The 19,986-nt window shown below is 47.7% G+C and carries 17 protein-coding genes, 5 tRNA genes and 1 pseudogene; 15 read left to right on the top strand and 8 right to left on the bottom strand.

Annotated features, from left to right (window positions below; all coding sequences use genetic code 11):
• Positions 1-146 precede the first annotated feature (146 nt).
• From ACFW2W_RS04580 to ACFW2W_RS04560, 5 genes are all read left to right on the top strand, one after another.
• Positions 147-284: a hypothetical protein gene (locus ACFW2W_RS04580; protein WP_190411922.1), complete on the top strand. Its 138-nt coding sequence runs from the start codon at positions 147-149 to the stop codon at positions 282-284.
• Positions 285-622: 338 nt separating this feature from the next.
• The gene (locus tag ACFW2W_RS04575) at positions 623-2,440 is read left to right on the top strand and encodes an ABC transporter ATP-binding protein (RefSeq protein WP_378173913.1); all 1,818 of its coding nucleotides are present in this window, start codon (positions 623-625) and stop codon (positions 2,438-2,440) included.
• A 105-nt stretch (positions 2,441-2,545) separates the two neighbouring features.
• On the top strand, positions 2,546-3,667 hold the full coding sequence (locus tag ACFW2W_RS04570; protein WP_378174080.1) for a hemolysin family protein: 1,122 nt from the start codon (positions 2,546-2,548) through the stop codon (positions 3,665-3,667).
• A 157-nt stretch (positions 3,668-3,824) separates the two neighbouring features.
• Positions 3,825-3,909 (top strand) — tRNA-Tyr (locus ACFW2W_RS04565).
• 85 nt (positions 3,910-3,994) lie between these two features.
• Positions 3,995-4,066 (top strand) — tRNA-Thr (locus ACFW2W_RS04560).
• Positions 4,067-4,178: 112 nt separating this feature from the next.
• On the opposite strand, the gene ACFW2W_RS04555 is transcribed toward ACFW2W_RS04560, so the two are convergent.
• Positions 4,179-4,252: transfer RNA gene (locus tag ACFW2W_RS04555), tRNA-Arg, on the bottom strand.
• A 320-nt stretch (positions 4,253-4,572) separates the two neighbouring features.
• Here ACFW2W_RS04555 and ACFW2W_RS04550 point away from each other — a divergent pair.
• The 6 genes from ACFW2W_RS04550 to cutA all read left to right on the top strand — a co-directional run bounded on the left by ACFW2W_RS04550 (position 4,573) and on the right by cutA (position 10,347).
• On the top strand, positions 4,573-5,232 hold the full coding sequence (locus tag ACFW2W_RS04550) for an Npun_F0813 family protein (protein WP_378173911.1): 660 nt from the start codon (positions 4,573-4,575) through the stop codon (positions 5,230-5,232).
• A 139-nt stretch (positions 5,233-5,371) separates the two neighbouring features.
• Entirely contained in the window at positions 5,372-6,442 is a 1,071-nt protein-coding gene (locus ACFW2W_RS04545; RefSeq protein ID WP_378173908.1) for a hypothetical protein, read from the top strand.
• An 8-nt stretch (positions 6,443-6,450) separates the two neighbouring features.
• Positions 6,451-7,449, top strand: a complete 999-nt coding sequence (locus ACFW2W_RS04540; protein WP_378173905.1) for a hypothetical protein — start codon at positions 6,451-6,453, stop codon at positions 7,447-7,449.
• Positions 7,450-7,458: 9 nt separating this feature from the next.
• Positions 7,459-8,514, top strand: coding sequence for a molybdopterin-dependent oxidoreductase (locus tag ACFW2W_RS04535; RefSeq protein ID WP_378173902.1), 1,056 nt, complete (start codon positions 7,459-7,461; stop codon positions 8,512-8,514).
• A 535-nt stretch (positions 8,515-9,049) separates the two neighbouring features.
• On the top strand, positions 9,050-9,955 hold the full coding sequence (locus ACFW2W_RS04530) for a pentapeptide repeat-containing protein (protein WP_378173900.1): 906 nt from the start codon (positions 9,050-9,052) through the stop codon (positions 9,953-9,955).
• A 56-nt stretch (positions 9,956-10,011) separates the two neighbouring features.
• Complete coding sequence (gene cutA / locus ACFW2W_RS04525) at positions 10,012-10,347, top strand: divalent-cation tolerance protein CutA (RefSeq protein WP_378173897.1); 336 nt, start codon at positions 10,012-10,014, stop codon at positions 10,345-10,347.
• Here the strand turns inward: cutA and ACFW2W_RS04520 are convergent.
• The 3 genes and pseudogenes from ACFW2W_RS04520 to ACFW2W_RS04510 all read right to left on the bottom strand — a co-directional run bounded on the left by ACFW2W_RS04520 (position 10,344) and on the right by ACFW2W_RS04510 (position 12,452).
• Positions 10,344-11,377 (bottom strand): annotated as a pseudogene (locus tag ACFW2W_RS04520) (ADP-ribosylglycohydrolase family protein). The gene cutA and the pseudogene ACFW2W_RS04520 overlap by 4 nt on opposite strands.
• Before the next feature lie 117 nt (positions 11,378-11,494).
• Complete coding sequence (locus ACFW2W_RS04515; RefSeq protein ID WP_378173894.1) at positions 11,495-12,199, bottom strand: exonuclease; 705 nt, start codon at positions 12,197-12,199, stop codon at positions 11,495-11,497.
• A gap of 181 nt (positions 12,200-12,380) precedes the next feature.
• A tRNA-Thr gene (locus ACFW2W_RS04510) sits at positions 12,381-12,452 on the bottom strand.
• Positions 12,453-12,602: 150 nt separating this feature from the next.
• Here ACFW2W_RS04510 and ACFW2W_RS04505 point away from each other — a divergent pair.
• The gene (locus ACFW2W_RS04505) at positions 12,603-12,899 is read left to right on the top strand and encodes a DUF3493 domain-containing protein (protein ID WP_378173891.1); all 297 of its coding nucleotides are present in this window, start codon (positions 12,603-12,605) and stop codon (positions 12,897-12,899) included.
• Between the two features lie 217 nt (positions 12,900-13,116).
• Complete coding sequence (locus ACFW2W_RS04500; RefSeq protein WP_378173888.1) at positions 13,117-13,893, top strand: FHA domain-containing protein; 777 nt, start codon at positions 13,117-13,119, stop codon at positions 13,891-13,893.
• A 114-nt stretch (positions 13,894-14,007) separates the two neighbouring features.
• Here the strand turns inward: ACFW2W_RS04500 and recA are convergent, their stop codons facing one another.
• Positions 14,008-15,087 carry a recombinase RecA gene (gene recA, locus ACFW2W_RS04495; protein ID WP_378173885.1) on the bottom strand — a complete coding sequence of 360 codons (1,080 nt, stop codon included), beginning with the start codon at positions 15,085-15,087 and terminating at the stop codon, positions 14,008-14,010.
• A gap of 682 nt (positions 15,088-15,769) precedes the next feature.
• On the opposite strand from recA, the gene xseA reads away from it, so the two are divergent.
• Both xseA and xseB read left to right on the top strand, forming a co-directional pair.
• Entirely contained in the window at positions 15,770-17,011 is a 1,242-nt protein-coding gene (xseA, locus tag ACFW2W_RS04490; protein ID WP_378174077.1) for an exodeoxyribonuclease VII large subunit, read from the top strand.
• A 28-nt stretch (positions 17,012-17,039) separates the two neighbouring features.
• Positions 17,040-17,309, top strand: coding sequence for an exodeoxyribonuclease VII small subunit (xseB, locus tag ACFW2W_RS04485; protein WP_378173882.1), 270 nt, complete (start codon positions 17,040-17,042; stop codon positions 17,307-17,309).
• 9 nt (positions 17,310-17,318) lie between these two features.
• On the opposite strand, the gene ACFW2W_RS04480 is transcribed toward xseB, so the two are convergent.
• The 3 genes from ACFW2W_RS04480 to ACFW2W_RS04470 all read right to left on the bottom strand — a co-directional run bounded on the left by ACFW2W_RS04480 (position 17,319) and on the right by ACFW2W_RS04470 (position 19,776).
• A complete protein-coding gene (locus tag ACFW2W_RS04480) occupies positions 17,319-18,578 on the bottom strand; it encodes a DNA double-strand break repair nuclease NurA (protein ID WP_378173880.1) in 1,260 nt (419 codons plus the stop codon).
• 219 nt (positions 18,579-18,797) lie between these two features.
• Positions 18,798-19,595, bottom strand: coding sequence for an HAD family hydrolase (locus tag ACFW2W_RS04475; RefSeq protein WP_378173877.1), 798 nt, complete (start codon positions 19,593-19,595; stop codon positions 18,798-18,800).
• Between the two features lie 109 nt (positions 19,596-19,704).
• Positions 19,705-19,776 (bottom strand) — tRNA-Gln (locus ACFW2W_RS04470).
• Between the last annotated feature and the right edge of the window lie 210 nt (positions 19,777-19,986).

Genomic DNA, 19,986 nt, shown 5'->3' with positions numbered 1-19,986 from the left:
TATTAAAAGTCGCTCCCATCTTAGCCCAACCCATTTATGACCCATTCGGGTGATAGACGAATGCTCTAACACCCGCTAACCTAGTCATGAGTACGATATGTTTACAAATCGTTGTCTAGCTCCGAGCCAAGGAGGATCGCAGCCTTATGTCAGACTTGAACCGTGGAATTATGAAGTTCGAGGGAGCTGATAGCCCAAAAGCGATCGCTATCTCATCCGTGTTGGTTTTGGGCGGTATTGCTTTTCTCGTCTGGTGGGCACTCCACTCAGCCTACGCTATGTAACCCGCTACTAAACCGAGGCCACCACCGATGCTGATAAAGCCATAAGTTCAATCGATGGGTTATCTCAAAGTTCCTGTAAAACTCCCTTATTCGGGGAGTTACTTTGTTGTTTAACCCAAAATATCTTTCGCGTATTTTTTGCCCTTAGGCTGCATGGGGCTACACAAACATTTCGCTCGACTAAAGACAAGTGAAGAGTTTTCACGCCCCACGGAGATGGGCTTGGTGTGTGTAGCCGCGATTTAAAGTCGCTGGATGCAAGATACGAGTTTTTCAGAGTCGCTTTTTGAACCGGACTCTGGAATTTTTTATTGGCTATTTTTCATCAAGAAAGAATTATGGCAAGCATTCGGGATATCCTCGGTTATTACCGAAAATATCGGGTAGTCGCGCTTTTGAGTATTGCAGCGTCTAGTCTCTTTGAAATCATCGATCTGGTAGTTCCTTACACAATTGGGCAGATTCTCAACGTGCTGTCCAGTCAACCGCTGGATAAGGGATTGCAAAATGCGATCGCTCTTGTCGCCGACATTACTAACTTACCAGCAAATCGGTTTTTTTCCCTATCAGTGCTAATGGGGTTAATCTTCCTAGTCACCGTAGTTAGAGCGCCCATTCAGATTTGGACAAGTTGGTGGTTTCATTGGGATATCGCCTTGCGATCGCGTCGAGATCAAGCTCAAAAAATACTAGGAAAAATCCTCACTCTGCCCCTAGAATTTTACGAAGAAAACAACCCCGGACGTATCGCCGGACGAGTTGCTAAAGGACTTGAAAACCATACTTGGACTTACCCAGAAATCGCCGGACAGTTGATTCCCAAACTATTCCGAGTGTTGGGTATCTTTGTAATTATCTGGTTTATTGAGTGGCGCATCGCCTTACTATTTCTAGTTTCGTTCTTGTTTATACTCAGCTTCAGCCTCAAAGGTTTAAAGCATCTGATGCAACAAGAACAACGGCTAGATAAATACATGGAAAATACCCAAAGCCGGACCTCTGAAATCGTCACCAATATCAAAACAGTCAAAGCATTTGCCACAGAAGCAATAGAAATGAAACGGCAACGGCAACGCTTAAACCGCGAGTTTAAAGTCATTGTCTACCGCATTCACCTTGGTTACATCAAACTCGCCACTTGGCAAAAAACTCTCATCCAGTTTTGTGTTTTGATGGTGCTAGGTTTAACTCTCGCTGCTGCGCTAAAAGGTCAGATTTCACTTGGTCACTTTGTCACCACTTTAACCGTTTCCAGCATGGCTTATGCAGAGTTGGAACCAATCGCCAATATAGCAGAAATTTTTGCTCGTCGCTATGCCTCAATGCTGCGGTTTCACGAGTTTATGCAGCAGAAAACTGGGGCGGATGCAGCTAATTTTGTTATGGATTCATCTGCCACCGTCACATCCTATCAATTCACCGGCAAAGTCGAGTTTTCTCATCTGACCTTTGGCTACGACAGCAGCCGCCCAGTTTTAGAAAACATCAACCTACTCATCGAACCGTATCAAACTGTAGCCCTGGTGGGACGTTCGGGGTCGGGTAAGTCTACCTTAGTCAAGCTTCTGTTCCGGTATTTTGAACCCCATCAAGGGCACATTTTAATAGATGGTCAAGACATTCGCACTATGGATGTCACAGGTTATCGGCGGCGTCTGGCGATTGTTCACCAGGAAGTAGACATCTTCAACGGTACTTTGCTTGAGAACCTTACCTATGGCAACCCCAAAGCTACCTTTGAACAGGTTCAGGAAGCTTGCCGCATTGCCAGAGTAGACGAAGTCATCGAGCATCTACCGCAAGGGTACTACACCGTTGTAGGAGAGCGGGGGATGCGGCTGTCTGGCGGACAACGGCAGCGCTTGGGGATTGCTAGGGCACTCTTGGTCGATCCGGATATCCTCATCTTTGATGAAGCAACTTCTAGCCTCGACTACGAATCTGAGCGCTCAATTCAGTTGGCAATGCGTAGCATCCTCGGCACCCGCACTACCATCATCATTGCCCACAGACTTAGTACCGTCCGGGAAGCAGACAAAATTGTAGTTCTCGATCAAGGTCAAATTGTAGAAGTCGGCAGCCATGCTGAACTACTGCGCCGCGAAGGGATTTACCGACGTTTGCACTCTTTACAAGAAACGGGTGAGCTACTCTAAAGTTAAAAGGAAAAAGGCAAAGTGAAAAAGCTTTCTTTTGCCTTTTGCCTTTTGCCTTTTGCCTTTTGCCTTTTGCCTTTTGCCTTTTGCCTTTTACAGTTTCCCGTGATTTTTTTACCCGTTCAGTCATATATTCTCGTTACTTCCGATCTTGGTCCCCTTTTAGGAAGTATTTGGCTCGATATCGCGGCGCTGGGATTGATGCTTTTGCTTTCCGCTTTTTTCTCCGGCTCGGAAACTGCGATTACAGCCCTCGACAACCTTAAACTCAGGGCGATGATTCAAGAGCAGGGAGACCCGCGTCGGATGTTTGCGCTGGTCTTAGAAAATCGGGGTCGGTTTATCACTACCCTCCTAGTGGGTAACAACCTGGTCAATAATTTTTCGGCGATTCTGACCAGTAACTTATTTGCCCTCTGGCTGGGGAATGCAGGATTAGGAATTGCTACTGCTGTTGTTACTTTTCTGGTGCTAATTTTTGGAGAAGTTACACCTAAATCTCTGGCAATCAACAATGTGATGCCAGTTTTTAAGTTTGCCGTTCGCCCGATTTACTTGTTATCTATCGTTCTCGGTCCACTCATTTATTTATTTGAGAAAATTACTCAGCAGGTAATTCGCCTGTTTCAGGGGGGCGTTGTCCAAGAGGGAGAGTCTTTAAGAGATCTCCATCTGATGATTGAAATTTTGGGAGGCAAGGGGCACCTGGATTTACACAAACACCAGCTGCTGAACAAAGCCTTGATGCTAGACAGCCTCAGCACCCGCGATCTGGTTAAGCCACGAATTGACATGAGGACAATCTCCCATGAAGCGACGTTGCAGGAGTTTGTGAATCTGTGTCTGGAGACAGGATACTCCCGTATTCCCGTGCAGGAGGAGTCTAAGGATCAAATTGTGGGCGTTGTTCACCTGAAGCGAGCGCTCCAGCAGCTGAGGTTTTTGCAAAAAGAAGGAATTGATAATGGCTTGGTGACAGAGGCGATGGACCCGCCAGTATACGTGCCGGACACGAAACGAGCCGCCAATCTACTTAAGGATATGTTGCAACAACGCCTCCACATTGCGATCGTCGTTGATGAGTATGGGGGCACGGTGGGGTTGATCACGCTGGAAGATATTCTGGAGGAGCTGGTTGGCGAAATTTATGATGAGAGTGACTTTCCCAGTCGGGCGATCGCTACGAGAAATGCCACGCGCTCTGGTGGCGGCTCTGGTGGCGGCTGATTCAGGGGACACGGATCAATGTAAGCGATGTAGACTCGCGCTCTCATCCTCCTGCTTTCACCCCCTGTCACTTTTTCCCAAATCTCTAAAATCAATTTTCAAAAAATCTTTTGCATTTTCTAAAAGTTGTGCTACGATTATTAATCGTGGATCAAATGGGTCGATGCCCGAGTGGTTAATGGGGGCGGACTGTAAATCCGCTGGCTATGCCTACGCTGGTTCAAATCCAGCTCGGCCCACCATACAACTAAAGTTCTGAGTCATAAATTTTGAGTTATTATTTTAAGATAACCCACTCAAAATTTAACACTTAAAACTTCTAAAATTGCCCGTGTGGCTCAGTGGTAGAGCACACCCTTGGTAAGGGTGAGGTCACGAGTTCAATCCTCGTCACGGGCTTTTTCAGCAGATAACTTATCAAGGTTTCATCCGGATGAACCTACCTCAGAAGTTAAGTTTCTGGGGATTATACCCAATCTTTTGGGTATAAGGATTTGTATTGAGTTTAAAACGGGTGCGGAGGGACTCGAACCCCCGCCAAACTGCTTAGAAGGCAGCTACTCTATCCACCTGAGTTACGCACCCACATAAAAACGCATCAGCAACCTTGGCTCTGTCGTAAATTGTATCTGTGCCGAGCGCTGCAAAGCAACCCAGAAAGCCAAAGCTTTCCAAATATATCGCTCAAGCAGCTTTAAGCTCAATGTAAACTAGAAACCAACATACTCAGACGTTTGGATACGATAGTGTATTAGTCAAGGCGATATGCGCTACGCGGACGCACTCGCGACGCTGTCCGATTTTAACCCAGCACCAGCGCTGGATCGCGCCCTTGATAGTTGCGTGGCGATCGCTTTTTAGCCGCACAACGCCCCCGGCCAAGTCAGGAGTCATTTGCCAGTGTCATGTTTATTCTGAAACGGCAGGATGTTGAAATTTCTAGCATTCAGCACCCCAAGCGGGAACAGCAGATCCCGATTCTCACTTATCAGGGGCAAACTTTTCGCTTGATCAGTGTATTTGCGGCTAATCAAGCAGAAGAAGCCAGGGCCTTTTGGCGAGAACTCACCGATAACCGTGGCAAAGCCTGCGTTTTGCTGGAAGAGCCAGATCGGTATAGTGTCTGGGGCAAAATTCGTTTAGATCAGCTGGCTGCGGAGGCTAGTAGTGACCTCAAAATTGTCCCTCTAACCCAAGCTTGCCTATTGTTGCTTCAGGCAGTTTTCATAGACGTTGAAGACCTATTAGGAAACAGACAAGCCGGATTATTTCAAAAAGACCTCACTGATGTCTTGCGACAGTGGCACTTTCCGGGTGCGGATGGGTCGGAAGCAGTAAAAAACTTGCTAACGATGGACCCCTTGACTAGCCTCCAGATTCCCGCTTGGGAGGAACATCATCTGATCACCTTGTTACAAGAACTACATCGCCTGGGTAAGGAATATTTTGGCAATACCAACTTTGCCCAAGGAGTAAAGGATACATTACAAGATATGCAACCAGGGGAGCGGACTCAGTTCCTAGAGTGGCTGAATCAATCTCCCCTAGGTAAGCTGTGGCGATAATCTGAAAAATGTTTAAGAAATATGCCAAAGCTTGCATTAAGATGAGACACTTGCGCTTCTTAGAGGAGATTTGTTAGCCGATTATTAATTGAATTGCATTTGCGATTAAACCTTGCGTGCATCCTTGTTTTGAAAAACTATGAGCAGTTCTTTAGAAAAGTCATCGGAAAAGGCATCCGGTTTACAATCCTTTCTGAGCGTACAGACCGTAATCGTTGCGGGAATAACCTGGGGTGTGCTAGCACTGCTGTATTTTCTGTTGTTTAGCATTTCAGCGCCCGGAGAGGAGCGTCCGCTTTGGTACTCGATTGGGACTTACATTTTTGAAGAGGTGGCTTACCTAGGGGCAGCAGTGCTGTGTTTTAGAAACTGGCGCAGTCCCCAGATTGTCAGCGGACGTAACGTCTGGCTGGGATTTGGACTGGGGATGTCGTGCTATTTTCTGGGGAACCTGTTGTTTTGCTACTGGGAACTGGTTTTACACCAAGAACCGATTGTGTCACCTGGGGATTTGTTTTTTGTACCTGCCTATCTGTTTCTTGCCTGGGGAATGATTTTAGCTGTCATCTCCCGGCGACTGAATCTAGAAGTTTGGCAGTGGGCAATCGTTGCAGCGATCGCAGTCGCCGGAATTGCCTTGGCAGTCTGGCTACAGGTTGCCTCCCCTGATGATGCATCATCAGCAACGCCACCTTTACCCGCAGTAACAACACAGGTAGCTAAGGCGACTTCACCCAAGAAAGCGATCGCTGCCACCAAAGTACCAGCAGTTAATAAAACCGCTACTGTGGTGAAAACAGCACAAGCAAAACCCTCTGCCATTAAATCCCAACCCGCTCCTACTGGAGAAAATCAGGCTCCAGCCTGGGTCATATCAGTGGAAAAATTTCTAGAGCCATTAGGCATATTTTTGGACATTTTTTACGTCGTTAGCGATATCTTTCTGTTGATCGTTGCCTCGACTGTATTGCTAGCATTTTGGGGGGGTCGTTTTTCTCAGTCTTGGCGGATGATTGCTGGGGCAGCTTTTTCATACTACGTTGCCGATATGTGGCTGAAATACGCCAATGCTTTCATTGGTAAGGATTATCAAAGCGGAGGACTATTGGAAGTATTTTGGGTTTTCAGCGGCGTCCTGTTTGCCATCGGCGCTGTCCTGGAATTTGATACATCCAGTCGTTCCCGTCGTACCGGACGCAAACGTGCTTAGGAAGTAGCATGAGTGTGAGAAAACTCTCAGAATTAGATAAGCGCGACATCCTCAACCTGTATCGACAGCCAGGAGAGACAACCTCAACCCTGGCTAGTCGCTATGATGTCAGTAATTCAACGATTAGCCGTCTTTTAAAAACTCGTCTATCCGAGCAAGAATATGAAGCTCTGATACAGCAAAAGCGAACCAATCGCTCCCACTCGATTTCCGAACCTACCACTGAAGCTGACGAGGAGCCAGTAGAAATATCGCTTACCACATCGGTAGAGAGCGAAGAATCCTTTCTCGACAGCCAAGAATCCTTTGCAGACAACGAAGAATCCTTGGATGCAAGCCCTACCTCCCCACGGCGGCGTCGCAGGCGCTCCTCAGTCTCTACTGAGGAAGAGAGGGCACAAGAGCAGGAAGACATTCCTTCCGACATTCTCTCAGGGATCGATTCCTCCATGCCACTTTTCCAGGTGGCTGTGGATGCACCACCGAGCAACAGCCGCGATTTACTTGATAACAATTACAGTGCAGAAGCCAGTGTCATAGAAGAGATGCTGGGGGAAGACCTAACTGATTTGGAGGACGACGAGGACGACGAGGACGACGATTTAGAAGACCTCGAAGACGAAGACGACTGGGAGGATGATACACCAACTCTAGAAAGTCCGATTCCAGCAGGAACGTTTAAGCGAGAAAACCGCGCTAGCGTTCAAGTTTTACCACTGTCCAACGCTGTGCTTCCCAAAACCTGCTACTTAGTCGTAGACCGAGCAGCAGAATTGATCGCAAGACCCCTGCGAGAGTTCAGCGACCTCGGACAAATTCCTGCCCAAGAGGTTCAGCAGAGAACACTGCCAGTTTTCGATAACCATCGGGTAGCTCGAAGGTTCTCTAACCGCACCCAACGAGTGATTAAAGTTCCAGATGGCAGGATGCTTCAGAAAACTTGTTCGCAACTGCAAGCCAAGGGAATTACCCGCTTGCTGATTGATGGTCAAGTTTATTCGTTATAAGAGGTAGCGGTGAAACGCCGTCAAGTTCTCAAACATCTGCTACAAACATCCGGCGGACTGATTGCTGCTAACTTGCTCCCTGGCTGTAAGTTAGCACGGTCAGTGGAGCCGCTGTTTTTGCTTGACCTGCTCAAGCCAGACTCAAAACTGCCAGAACACCTGCTCACGCCATTGAGCGAATTTTATGTGCAATCTTACGCCTCTCCTCCCAGGATTAATCTTGACAACTGGCGGTTAAAAGTTACTGGTGCCGTTGCCCAGCCGCTGACGCTGACCTTTCAAGACATCCTGGCAGCGCCGCCGGAAAATTTCTACCTGACTATGGAGTGCATTGGCAATCCCACCGGCGGTAACCTGATTGGAAACGCTCAGTGGACGGGTACCCCTTTGCTACCTTTTCTAGAGCGAGCTGGTGTTAAATCAGAGGCGATAGAATTTAGGCTGCACGGAGCTGATTCCTACGAGACAACATTGCCGGTTGCAGAAGTCATGCGAAAAGAAGTGCGACTGGTTCACCAGATGAATGGCGAAGCTCTCAATCAGGAGCATGGCTACCCTTTACGAATGATTATTCCCGGTCACTTTGGTCAGAAGCAACCCAAATGGCTGGTCGAGATTGAAGCTATCAGCAGCCAGAAGCAAGGTTTTTGGGAACGTCAGGGCTGGTCTAATACAGCAGAAATTCCCACTCATGCGCTGATACGCCAAGTGCAAAACACTCGCGTCTGGAACCGACAGCATCGGGTGCATTTGGGGCGCACGGGTGAAACAGGTTGGGAAGGCGGCATTTTGATTGCTGGTGTTGCCCTAGACAAATCTAGCCCGATTACAGCCATTGAGGTAAGTACCAACGATGGTAAGACTTGGCAGGATGCCGAACAGAATCAACCGGCGTCTCCTCATGAGTGGACGCTCTGGCGTTATTTATGGATGCCCCAGCAGCCGGGAAATTATACTTTACTCGCTCGCGCTACGTCTTTAAGCCAACAGCAGCGACTGAAAGATGAGAATCGGATGGATGGTAGTAGTGGCGTTCTGCGAATTCAGGTGAATTTGCAAGCCTAAACCCTAGCTCTTCAGTGATTTAAGAAAATTGAGAAATCAGTAGAGACGCGAAGTTTTGCGTCTTTGTTTAAAAATAGGGTTTGAGGAACGGATGTCTGTGTAGGATGTATGGCAGTCTGCCCACACACGCAAGCAGAGTAATCCCCTGTTATGGATGAATCTTGACTAGAGAACTATATTGATCGTTGAACGACGCTTCACCTGTCTATAAAAATTAGAGTAATTTATAGATAAACTGACCACCGTATTTTTACGGAAAATAAGCTTTTTATAGAATTTTTATTAAAAAAAATACTCAATTATTGAGTTTTGAAAAAAGATTAAAAAATATTTGTAACATCATCTGTTTGAGCCTTATAAGGGGAGTAGTCTAGAGAAGTAAAATATTTATTAAGGTTTCGATGAGTAACAGTTAAAAGTTGAGTGAAGAAAGATTCTGTTATAAAAGTAACCGCCAAAAATGTGGTTATTAAGCCAAGTAAGATTTGTTTCAAGCCTCTTCAACGGTTTATATAAACTAGGGAGCGATCGCGCTATGGAAGTAAGCCATTTACTTAAGCTTTATGAAGACGGACAAAGAGACTTTGCCGGGATCGATCTCAACGGAGGCGACTTGAGAGGAGTCACGCTCATTGGGGTCAATCTCACGGGCGCTAACCTGAGGGGAGCCAATCTGAGTCGGGCTTTCCTAACAAAGTCCGACTTGACGGGTGCTTGTCTGAACTGGGCGGATCTGAGTTTTGTCAAACTTAGTGAAGGCAAACTGGTAGAGGCAGACTTGACGAAAGCCAACCTTAGCGGCGCGTTCCTAGTTAAGTCAAAACTGCCAGGAGCCAAACTAAGCGGTGCAAATCTCAGCAGTGCCAATCTTCGAGTCGCTAACCTCTGGGGCGCTAATCTCTGTGGAGCCAATCTGCAAAGGATTAACCTGCGGGAAGCGAATCTCAGCGGTGTTAACCTTAGTTGGGCTAATTTGTGCGAAGCGAGACTCACAGGCGCGAAGTTGTATGGAGCTTCCTTAAATGGTGTTAACTTCAGCAGAGCTTTTTTAAAAGGATTAGACCTGGCTGGAGTCGATTTAGAGGGAGCCAACCTTAATAATGCCAAACTGAGTGGCGCTAACCTGGAAGGCGCTAACTTGGTAGCAGCGGATCTGGGCGAAGCGACACTGCGTCGAGCCAACCTGAAAGGGGCAGACTTGCGGGGAGCAAACCTAACAAGGGCGTCTTTGGAGGGGGCAGACTTGAGCTGGACGATGCTGAGTAAGGCAAACTTGAGTGAAGCAAATCTGAGTGAGGCAAAGCTGGTAGGAACTAACTTGGAAGATGCCCAGATGAATGGCGCTGTGCTGCCGTCAGAAAACCAAAACTCATACTCACAAGCAACCGTAAGTGCCAGTGTGACAACGTTTGAACAACCAGTCAGAGCAATGGTTGGGTAGTTGAGAGAATCGCTAACTGATAGATTGGGGCTTTTTTGGGGAGTAGGTTGCAGGTTATGGATTGGGATTCTGGTACAACTCGTTACGGTGTGGTGTTGGTAACAGCGTCTTCGCGGCAAGAGGCAGAAGCGATCGCCCAAAAATTAGTTGAATCCCAGCTAGCGGCTTGTGTTAATTTAATGCCAGTGCATTCTATTTATACCTGGCAAGGTAAGGTTAACTTAGAAGAAGAATGGCAGCTAACCATTAAAACAGATTTAGCGCAATTCCCCGCCCTCGAAGCTAAGATTCGAGAGTTGCACTCTTATGAAGTACCAGAAATTATTGCTTTGCCAATCTTAGCTGGCTCTCCAGCCTACCTTCAGTGGATTTCCGATAATGTGAAAGGTTAGCTGTAGATAGCTGCTTCCAGACGTGTTGCTAAGTCAATGATGTCTTCAATACTGGCAATTTGATTTATCCATTCTTCGGGAATATTTTCAACGCCGTAATAAATTCCCGCTAAACCACCAGTAACGGCGGCAGTGGTATCAGTATCGTCGCCTAAATTCACCGCTTTTAGCACCGCTTCGGCATAAGAGGAGCTATTTAAGAAACACCAAAGCGACGCCTCTAACGTATCAATTACATAGCCTCCAGAGCGGATAAAGTCTATCTGTAAACTGGCAAGTTCACCGCTGTTAACTCGGTGGAAGTGATGCCTTTCCTGTGCATAGAAAGATTGGGAATAAATTTTTTGGGCATCTTGAACGCCTTGGAGATAAGCAGCTTGTGGATCAAGACCTTGCAATAAACAAACAGCAATGCTGATATAAATTCCACAGGCAATTTGACTCCTTAGATGAGCGTGAGTGATGCAAGAAACTTGATGCGATCGCTCTATTACAGCACTTTTGAAGCTAGTGAGGTACGAGGATCGCCTAAAACCTTTGATTTTGGAAGCTTGACTGTACCTCATCCAGAAAGAAAACGCTGTAGTTCTGAAAAATCTAAAGTTTTGTGATAGTAAACTAGAGGCAAAATTCTCATCAAAGAACCATTGCCATTACTCCTGTCATCTCTTCCTCCCGCTTCCAGGGGTGGAACGCCCTGTTTTAAACGCTTAATAGCATCATGGGTGGTATTGCCGATGTCAAAAACCTTGCCGTGGGGAGTCCAGAAACCTTCGTTCAACCAACGACAGAAAGAGTTAGCTATTACATCCAGAGAAAATCCACCACACAGAGATTCCGCTAAGCAGAAGGTGAGAGAGCTATCATCTGACCAAGTGCCAGGGGGTTGATTATGAGTTCTGTAACCGATCATAGTTGTCACAGGTGACTTCACCCGCTCAGTTCTGCTAGTAAATTCGACGGGAACACCCAACGCATCACCGACACACACACCGATTAGCCCTGCCAAAATTTTAGAGCTAGTTTTCATTTCAAGTGTTTCATCCAGACTACTGATGATTCCAGGGTAGTTTGCGATCGCGACTGTGCGTACATTAAGAAACCAGTGATTTAAGAGCTAGCACGTATCGCATCATTTCAAGGAAAATTAGAGGCTCGAAGGCGTCATTGCTCCTCTACGCTGCCAAAATTCCCCAACTCTTCGCTCCCACTGCTGCCAGTAAATCATCATATTATCTGGTTCAAACCAGAACACCTCAGCAGGCATTTCCGGAACCGCTACAACCAGCAAAGTGTGACTCAGATGGATGCCGTACTCTTGGTAAAATTGATTAACCGCGCCTGTGTAAGCCGCTAACTGGATCGGGCTATCGCGGAGGCGTTCGACTGACCCTTTGGGCTTATCGGCGGTTTTCCAGTCACAGACGCAGGGAACGCCCTTATAATTAGCAACGCAATCGACTCGACCCGCATAACTCAAATCGTAATGGAAGACAGAACCTTCCACCAGCCGCACCTCGTGAATGTCTTGCAATACCGGCTCTATGCTTTCCCAGTAGGGTTTAGCCGCGTCTGGACAGGCGACATTTTCCCCCAGTAGATAGCGCTGAATGTGCTTGTGGGTGGACGTACCACGACGACTAGCAGCACCAGAAATGCGGTTAGCTTCCTCTACTCCGACGCGGTTGCGCCAGTTGAAGAGTGCTTCTCGATCTTCTTGTGGTTTGGTGGCGTTGAGGATAGTGGAGACACTGGGAAAGCGATCGCCCTTCGCATCTACATAATATTGTTTCCCATATTCCCGCAGCGTTTTAGCACGGTGATGAGGCAGCAAATTGATATTTAGCGTCATTATTGTCTAGTTATTAAATCAGCCAGCGATAATGTTGATCAACGGCGGCGTTTGTAAAATATCCATCAGACGCATAGTTTTTGATAGGGTGCAGCTTAATGCTTGCAAATATACGCCCAGAAGCTGAAGCTTGGGGTTACACAGACAAAGCCTGCCAACCCAGCTGCCATTATTTGTTTAAAGCCGATGGGCGGATTTGAACCGCCGACCGTTCGATTACGAATCGAATGCTCTACCACTGAGCTACACCGGCACTGCCGATTTACTATCGTAGCAGGTTTAGATAGAAACTGTTGCACCCAATTCCTGGTGGAAAAGCGATCGCGTCCAAATTTTCTAGCACCAGCCGCTGCCGACCACCATCATGTCAAGATGGATCTAAAGTCGGTGGGGATCTAGACGGATGGTAGACCCAAAATTAAAAAATCGCGCCCGCAACACCAAAGCCACTCGGCAAGTCAGCGTCGAACAGCATGAACGACTGAAAGCTGAACTTGCTACTCCCTACAAAGGTCTGAGGCAATTTGTTTATGTGGCGTGTGGCGCTTCTGGCTTCATCGGAGGCGTGGTCTTTCTTGCCAAACTAGCCTCCGGTCAGGAAATCGCCTCAGCCGTGCCTAACTTGGCGCTACAAATTGGAGTGGTTGCTCTAATGGTTTGGCTGTTTCGCCTAGAACAAAAATCCGAACGTAAGCCATAAAGCTGATTATTTCCAGTAATCTTGCGGATTCCCTAATGGGTAAGACAATCTAAGCTTGAAAGAAGGGATCTGGTGAATATTTCACACCTTTAGAACTTGCGAGGAAAATAGGCTAGATAAGTTATTTGGCTTAACGACCTTCTTGCAGTCTTTGGCTTCCCTTATTGAAAGCCGATAAGGTTCTGCGTTACTTCATCGGCTGACGCCTAACCTAAGATTGAGTTCATCCCCATACATGGAACTAGAACAACGCTTGGGTCTATATCAGGTATTCCTTAAGCTCTATGAGCATCATCGTGGTTTACTAGATGAGATTCTGAAGCTGGAAGATAGCGGCAATAAATTTCTTAGTGGCATTGGACCTCGATATGTACAGGGCGTGGCGCAGGAACAGCAAGTCTATCTGGTCACAAACTTAATCGATGCTAAAACGCAGATGTTGTTTCAGCCGCAGCAGATTTGGACCCTGGGGCGGGCGCGTCAGGTTGCGCTACCGATTCCAGATAGGCGGTTGTCTCGCAATCATGCAGCGATTCAATATATCGACAACCAGGGTTTTTATCTGGTTGACCTAAATAGTACAAATGGGACTTTCGTCAATGGCGAACCCGTATACAAACGTGTTCTTCTTAAGGATGGCGATCGCGTTCGTCTAGGTGGTCTTGCTTTTTCCTTTTTCCTGGGCAATACTATCCGCACGGTGGATAATGTCCCTGCAAGCCTGATGGCAGAAATTAACGCCCTGACAAATGCAGAGCTATCGCTTCCGCCTACAGAGTTAGAAACAGCGACATCTTCTACAAAAGTTCAGACTCCCAACACCGAGTGTCAAAAGGATACTTTACATTTCCTAGGCGACTCTTCTGCCGTTGGAGATCCATTAGTCTCAGTCTTAGAGAATCATTTAGAGCCTCAGCTAACTCCCACTCAGCAATCAGAAATTTTAGACCGTTTTTTTAGTAGACGAATTTCCGATGCAGGTACAAAAAACTAAACTTTATGCGAAAAACCCGTTTTCAACAAGAAAACGGGTTTTTTATGTGTAGGAGTAGCCTTAAGCTTCCCAAAAAGCAATTAATAGGGTAGGATAGCCCACCCTAAAGTGCTTTTAGTCGTCTAGAATTTCTTCCTCTAACTCTTCGTCTTCGGCGTCAACTCGCGTGACAGAGTTGGCAGCAACGACTGCCCCCATCTCCAGCTTTTGACGCACCTTTTGCTCAATTTCTTGAATTAATTCCGAGTTTTCTTCCAGGTACTTAATGCTGTTATCCCGACCTTGGGCGATGTTATCACCGTTGTAGCTGTACCAAGCTCCTTTACGGGTAATGACCCCAGTTTGTTCTGCTAGGTCAACCATACATCCTAGTGTCGAGATCCCTTTGCCAAAGATAATGTCAAACTCGGCGACGCGGAAGGGAGGGGCGACTTTATTTTTGGCAACTTTAACTTTAGCGCGGTTGCCAAATTCTTCGTTGCCTTTTTTCAGCGTTTGAATCCGACGAATATCCAAGCGCACTGAAGCGTAAAACTTGAGAGCATTACCGCCAGTGGTTGTTTCTGGGTTGCCGTAGGTGACGCCAATCTTTTGTCGCAGCTGGTTGAGGAAAACGACCGTACAGCCGGATTTACCAATGTTTCCGGTAATTTTGCGAAGAGCTTGGCTCATCAAACGGGCTTGCAAACCCATGTGGGAATCGCCCATTTCGCCTTCAATTTCAGCCCGAGGCACCAAAGCGGCTACCGAGTCAATGACCACGATATCCACTGCCGCAGAGCGAACTAGCTGATCGACAATTTCTAAGGCGGATTCTCCGGTGTCGGGTTGGGAAACCAAAAGATTGTCAATATCAACGCCCAGTACGGCTGCATAAGCGGGATCTAGGGCGTGTTCAGCATCAACAAAAGCAGCGACCCCTCCTAATTTTTGCACTTCGGCGATCGCGTGCAAAGCCAGGGTTGTCTTACCGGAACTTTCCGGACCATATATTTCAATCACCCGTCCCTTCGGCAAGCCACCGCCTAAAGCTAAATCCAGTGTCAGCGCTCCAGTGGAAATTGTTTCCACCTTCATGCGGGTGGCATCTCCTAGGCGCATAATTGCTCCCTTGCCAAAGCTGCGCTCAATTTGGTTTAGCACCAGGCTCAGGGCTTTTTCCTTGTCGGGATTGTTCGTGATTTGGATAGCCATTAATGCCTCAAGAACAGAATCAGGTGTGGTGAGATTTTTTTCACACTTAGCAAAAGTTGCTTTTGTGTGGGCTTCTCCGCCTTGCGGACTGGAGCTTCCTGCTAGTCTATATAGGAATGTCTAACAAGACACCCTCACAGCCTCCACAGGCAGAAACGATGGAATCCACCGCCTTTTGATACATAATGAATGCTGATTTTAGCTGTTTGCCCACTCAGGTTTACCAAGTTTTTGGCTTTGTAAGTGAGTAGGAAATTTCGACTAACTAAGGTTACGTCAAGAATTGGCACCGAAACTGAAAATTGTCCCAAACAGCGACAGATTTTAGTTTCAGATATTTTATTATATCACTTTTGGCGACAAATTAGAGCCGCAAGTGCCCTTACATCAAGCTTTACACGGATGAGGGAACACCCTGGTAAGGCTAGCGATGGGAACCTCTATTGTAGTTCAAATGTTCTACTTTTATCCAACCCTGAGAGATGAAATCGGTAAATAAACCCCTAGCCTCTTTCAAGCAACGAGTGAGATTAGCGATCGCCACTATGGTCAAAAGTAAACGAATGCAGCCGAGGATCGCTAATCTAGAGACAGAAAGAGTAAATGGCTTGATCTAGGCTTATTTGAGCATCCCCTGCATTTACTGATGTCTCAATTCCTACATTCTCCTTATCTTCAGGCGATGAACTATTATCTTTCCAATCAGCTGGTTCCAGATACAGCTGTATCGGTGGCTGGGTTAACGTCTTATCTGCAACTGCTGTTAGAGCAGGATGAACAACTACAGCAAGTTTGGGTGACAGGTGAAGTCTCTAGCGCCTCTCAGTATCGCAGTGGGCTATTCTTCACGCTGCAAGATCCGGATGCTAAGGCGGCAATGAGTTGTGTGGTATGGAACAGCCAGCTGAATAAACTGATGCAGCTGCCGGTGCAAGGAGAGCAGTTGATTGTTTTGGGCAGTATCCGAGTTTATCCCCAGCGAGGACAGTACCAGATGATTGTCTGGCAGGCGTTACCGGCAGGAGAGGGGTTGCAGGCATTGCGCTACCGCCAGCTACGAAATCGGCTGGAGGCAGAAGGATTGTTCGATCCAGAACGCAAGCGATCGCTCCCCACCCATCCCCAAATCATCGCTGTTGTCACGTCACCGCAAGCTGCTGCTTGGGGAGATATTCAACGCACGCTCAAGCAACGTTATCCGGGTTTGCAAGTTTTGTTTTCACCGGCGTTAGTTCAGGGCGAACAAGCCCCGACATCGATTGTCGCAGCAATTGAGCGAGTCGAACGGGATGGTCGCGCCGAAGTGCTGATTTTGTCGCGCGGGGGTGGTGCGGTTGAGGAGCTAGCTTGCTTCAATGATGAACGGGTGGTGCGAGCGATCGCAAATTGTTCGATTCCCGTGATGACTGGGATTGGTCATCAGCGAGATGAATCTTTGGCTGACTTAGTTGCCGATGTTTATGCTCACACCCCCACAGCCGCCGCCGAACAAGTGGTTCCAGAACTGTCAAGTCTTTACGCGGAACACCAAGAGCGCGTCCTCGCCTTGACTGAAGCCGTAAATCAACACATGGAAAACGCTCAAGAACAATTGCAACGAGTGCGAAGCCGCTTGCGGCGGATTCCTCTAGATCGACAAATTCACCAAGAAAAGCAAGCGATCGCTTGGAAACGTCAACAACTGTTACAAGGAACGGCGCGGCATTTAGCGCAGGCAAATCAACACTGTCAGATGCTCCGACAAAAGCTAACCGCGCTTGACCCGGAAAGCGTTCTGCAACGAGGTTACGCCGTAGTCCGACAACAAGATGGCGCGATCGCGCGTTCCACAGAAGGACTGGCACTCGGACAGGAACTACAAGTTCAGCTGGGCACAGGACAAATTAAAGTCAAAATTAGTGAAATTATAAATAGCAAGGAGTAGCAATTTAACGCAATACGGGTATTTTTTCATGAGCAAACCCACCAGCACCACCGACGGCTCAAGCGATCGCCGTATTGATACCCAATTTCCGCAAGATTGGAACTACGAAGCGACGGTTGCCAAAGTTGAAGCCATCATTCGGCAAATTGAAGCCGGTAAACTAGAACTCGCCGACGTTTTTGAAGAATTTACCGCTGCTGTAGAATATTTGCGCCAATGTGAAAGCTTTCTGCAAAAGCGCCAACAGCAGATGAATTTATTGATTGAGACGCTAGCGGATGAGCCAACGTCCTTTTGAGAGATGCCATCAAGCGATACTACCGCGCTTCCTGGCTTCTTTATAGGAAGTCCCGACATTTCTCAAACCAGCCTTAATCATTTGTTGTTCGAGTAAGGCAAAGAAACGAGCGCGATCGCCCCCTCGCACCACTGCCTGATTGTGCGCCTCTGCAAGCGCCACCGGATAGCCATAACCCTTCTGCACCTGAGCCAACATCAAGCTGAGCGCAACATCCAGCTTCTCTGGATTCTCAGCCACCCAAGCAGGAACTTCCACACGAGCAATTTCAGTCCCGACGTGGACGTAGCAGAAGTAGATTTGATGGGCACCGTACAATTCCAGAATCCGTGCAGAACTGCGCCACAGAGGACTGCGTTGACCGGGCTGCAATTGAGACGCCCAGAGGGCAGTATCCCGCAAGGGGTCGAAAACCTGGCAGGGTGCCCGGTCAAACTGACCGGGGCAATGAGTCATGCAGTCGGGAACTGGGTGCGGACAGGCTGGCAGACGCAGGAAGTTCAGCGCTTCGCTGCTACGAGAGGCACTCAGGTAGCCCAGGATCGGAATCCCCGTGTCGCGCAGAACATCCCAAGCTTCCAGAATCGGAGGCAAAATATGGTCGCGGGCTTCCCCCGGTAACTGCTCTAGAAACCAATAAATTAGCGATCCATCTACCATTGCCAAGGCAGGGATTCGGGATTCGGGATCGGGAATTGGGGATGGGAAACTTTCCGATTCCCTGTTTCCGTTTCCCTGTCTTGAGGTTACTTGCGAAGGTCGGTTAATCCAGCTAGCAGCCAATTCTGCCAACACAGACGCCTCCGAAGCCGTGCGTCGATAGCCCATCCATTCCTCAGTGCGAATTCCCCACTGGCGAGAAATGTAAAGGTCTTCCGAGCGATAAAAGACTTCTGGCAGGCTATCCAAGAGCGGGTACAAGCTTTGCCCATAATGCAGCACCACCCGACCCACGTTAATCAGATAGCAGTAGGCGATTTCATGGTGATTTGGGGCAATCTGAGAACCGTCTGTGGCGATGATAGTATGAACAGATGGAGGGATAGGAAGGTCAATGGCAGTGCTTAGCGACTCAATGGGTGCGGCTGCCGAAAACCCCAAGCGATCGCGCCACTTTTCTTGCAGCTTCACCAAATCTGCCTGAGACTTTTGAGCCAGTGTCAGCAACTGCTGGGCGCGTTCTAAGCGTTGGCGACTGGCAGCAGCCTCTACACTCAGGTGTTGACTAATCCCCTGCATTTGCCGCGCGAGTTTGGTTAGGTCAAGCATAGTCAGCTATCCGCTTTTCGCCTATCAGCTCTCAGCTTAAAGCATGAAACATCAAGGCGATCGGGATGAATTTATAATTTACACTTGACAAGACTTACGCAAAAACTCTCTCAAACTCTTATTCCTTCGTGTCTTCGCGGTTCATTTTTCCGTTACTGGTGCGGTAAGTCCTAACTTGATACTTCTTCATCCCTCTAACCCTCAGTTCTCTGTCCTCATCTAAGCCCAAGCCGAGAAATCTTGAGCAAACTGAGAGAGAGATAAAAGCTCAATTCGCTCCTGATAACCGACAGACTCCCGCTGAGCAGCGGTATTGTAGCCCCAGTCGGCAAGAAACAGCTTGATATCATTGAGGTCTGGTTGCTGTTGCACCGTTTGCAGAGTTTTAAGGCGATCTTCCACAAACCAAAGGCGAACCGATGAATCGCTGCTGAGTTCGCGCAAAATTTCGTACTTAGGACGACGATTTTCTTTGCCAATAATGCATCGATCGGGTAGTTGGATGCCCTGTTGCTGCAACAACTGGCGGACAAAGCGCCCCTCTTTGGTCGTGACAATGTACGTTTGGATGGGTGTATCTGGAAGCGATGCCTTCTCCGATTGCATCCGATGCATTTTTTCTACAACACCCGGATAGAAACGATGCAAAGCTAGCCAACCATCTAAATCGCTAGCAATCCACTCATCCCGGATGCGATCGAGTTTCGTGCCGATATCAGCCGCATTCAGATTATCTTCTAGCAAGATTTGCTGAGCCACCCCTGACCAGTCCTGCAACATCTTTTCGTCAGGAATGCCCAATATTAGCGCCCGGATTGCCACCGGCATTTCCCAACCGATTTCTATAATCGGTCGTAGCGGGTAGAAACTTTCAGCCAAACCATCTGGAGGTATGAGATTAGGAGGTGCCCAAATTTGACAGTAGGTGCGCCAAGCTGTCTGAAAATACTCGATTAGCCCGTCACAGATAACACCGTCAAAGTCAAGGGCGAGAATATTTGGATAACTTGCACGCATGGTTCTAAAGCCGCAATTTTACGGTTTATCTTGGCACAATTTGCCCAACAAGCCCAATAACCAGTAGAGACGCAATGTATCGCGTCTCTACTAGTGTTTTTAAATTTAACTGGGGTGCAAGGATTCGAACCTCGGAATGGCTGGACCAAAACCAGCTGCCTTACCACTTGGCGACACCCCATCGCATCAACCTTCGTTATAGTAGCAGTTCCTACTAGGGACTTGTCAACAACTTTTAGAAAATTTCTCTTCAATACTTCTGCACCAGTGGATAAATGCTGAAGGATTAATATGGATTCCAGAGAGTTGACTCATAGAAAAGGCTTCTCTAACGCTTACCAGCTAAACAGTGTGGTCACAGCAGACTCCTCCTGTGGAAAGCTTACCTGGC

Source organism: Coleofasciculus sp. H7-2 (assembly GCF_042747725.1).
Classification (GTDB): Bacteria; Cyanobacteriota; Cyanobacteriia; order Cyanobacteriales; family FACHB-T130; genus FACHB-T130.
This window is presented reverse-complemented; position numbering and strand designations above follow the sequence as displayed.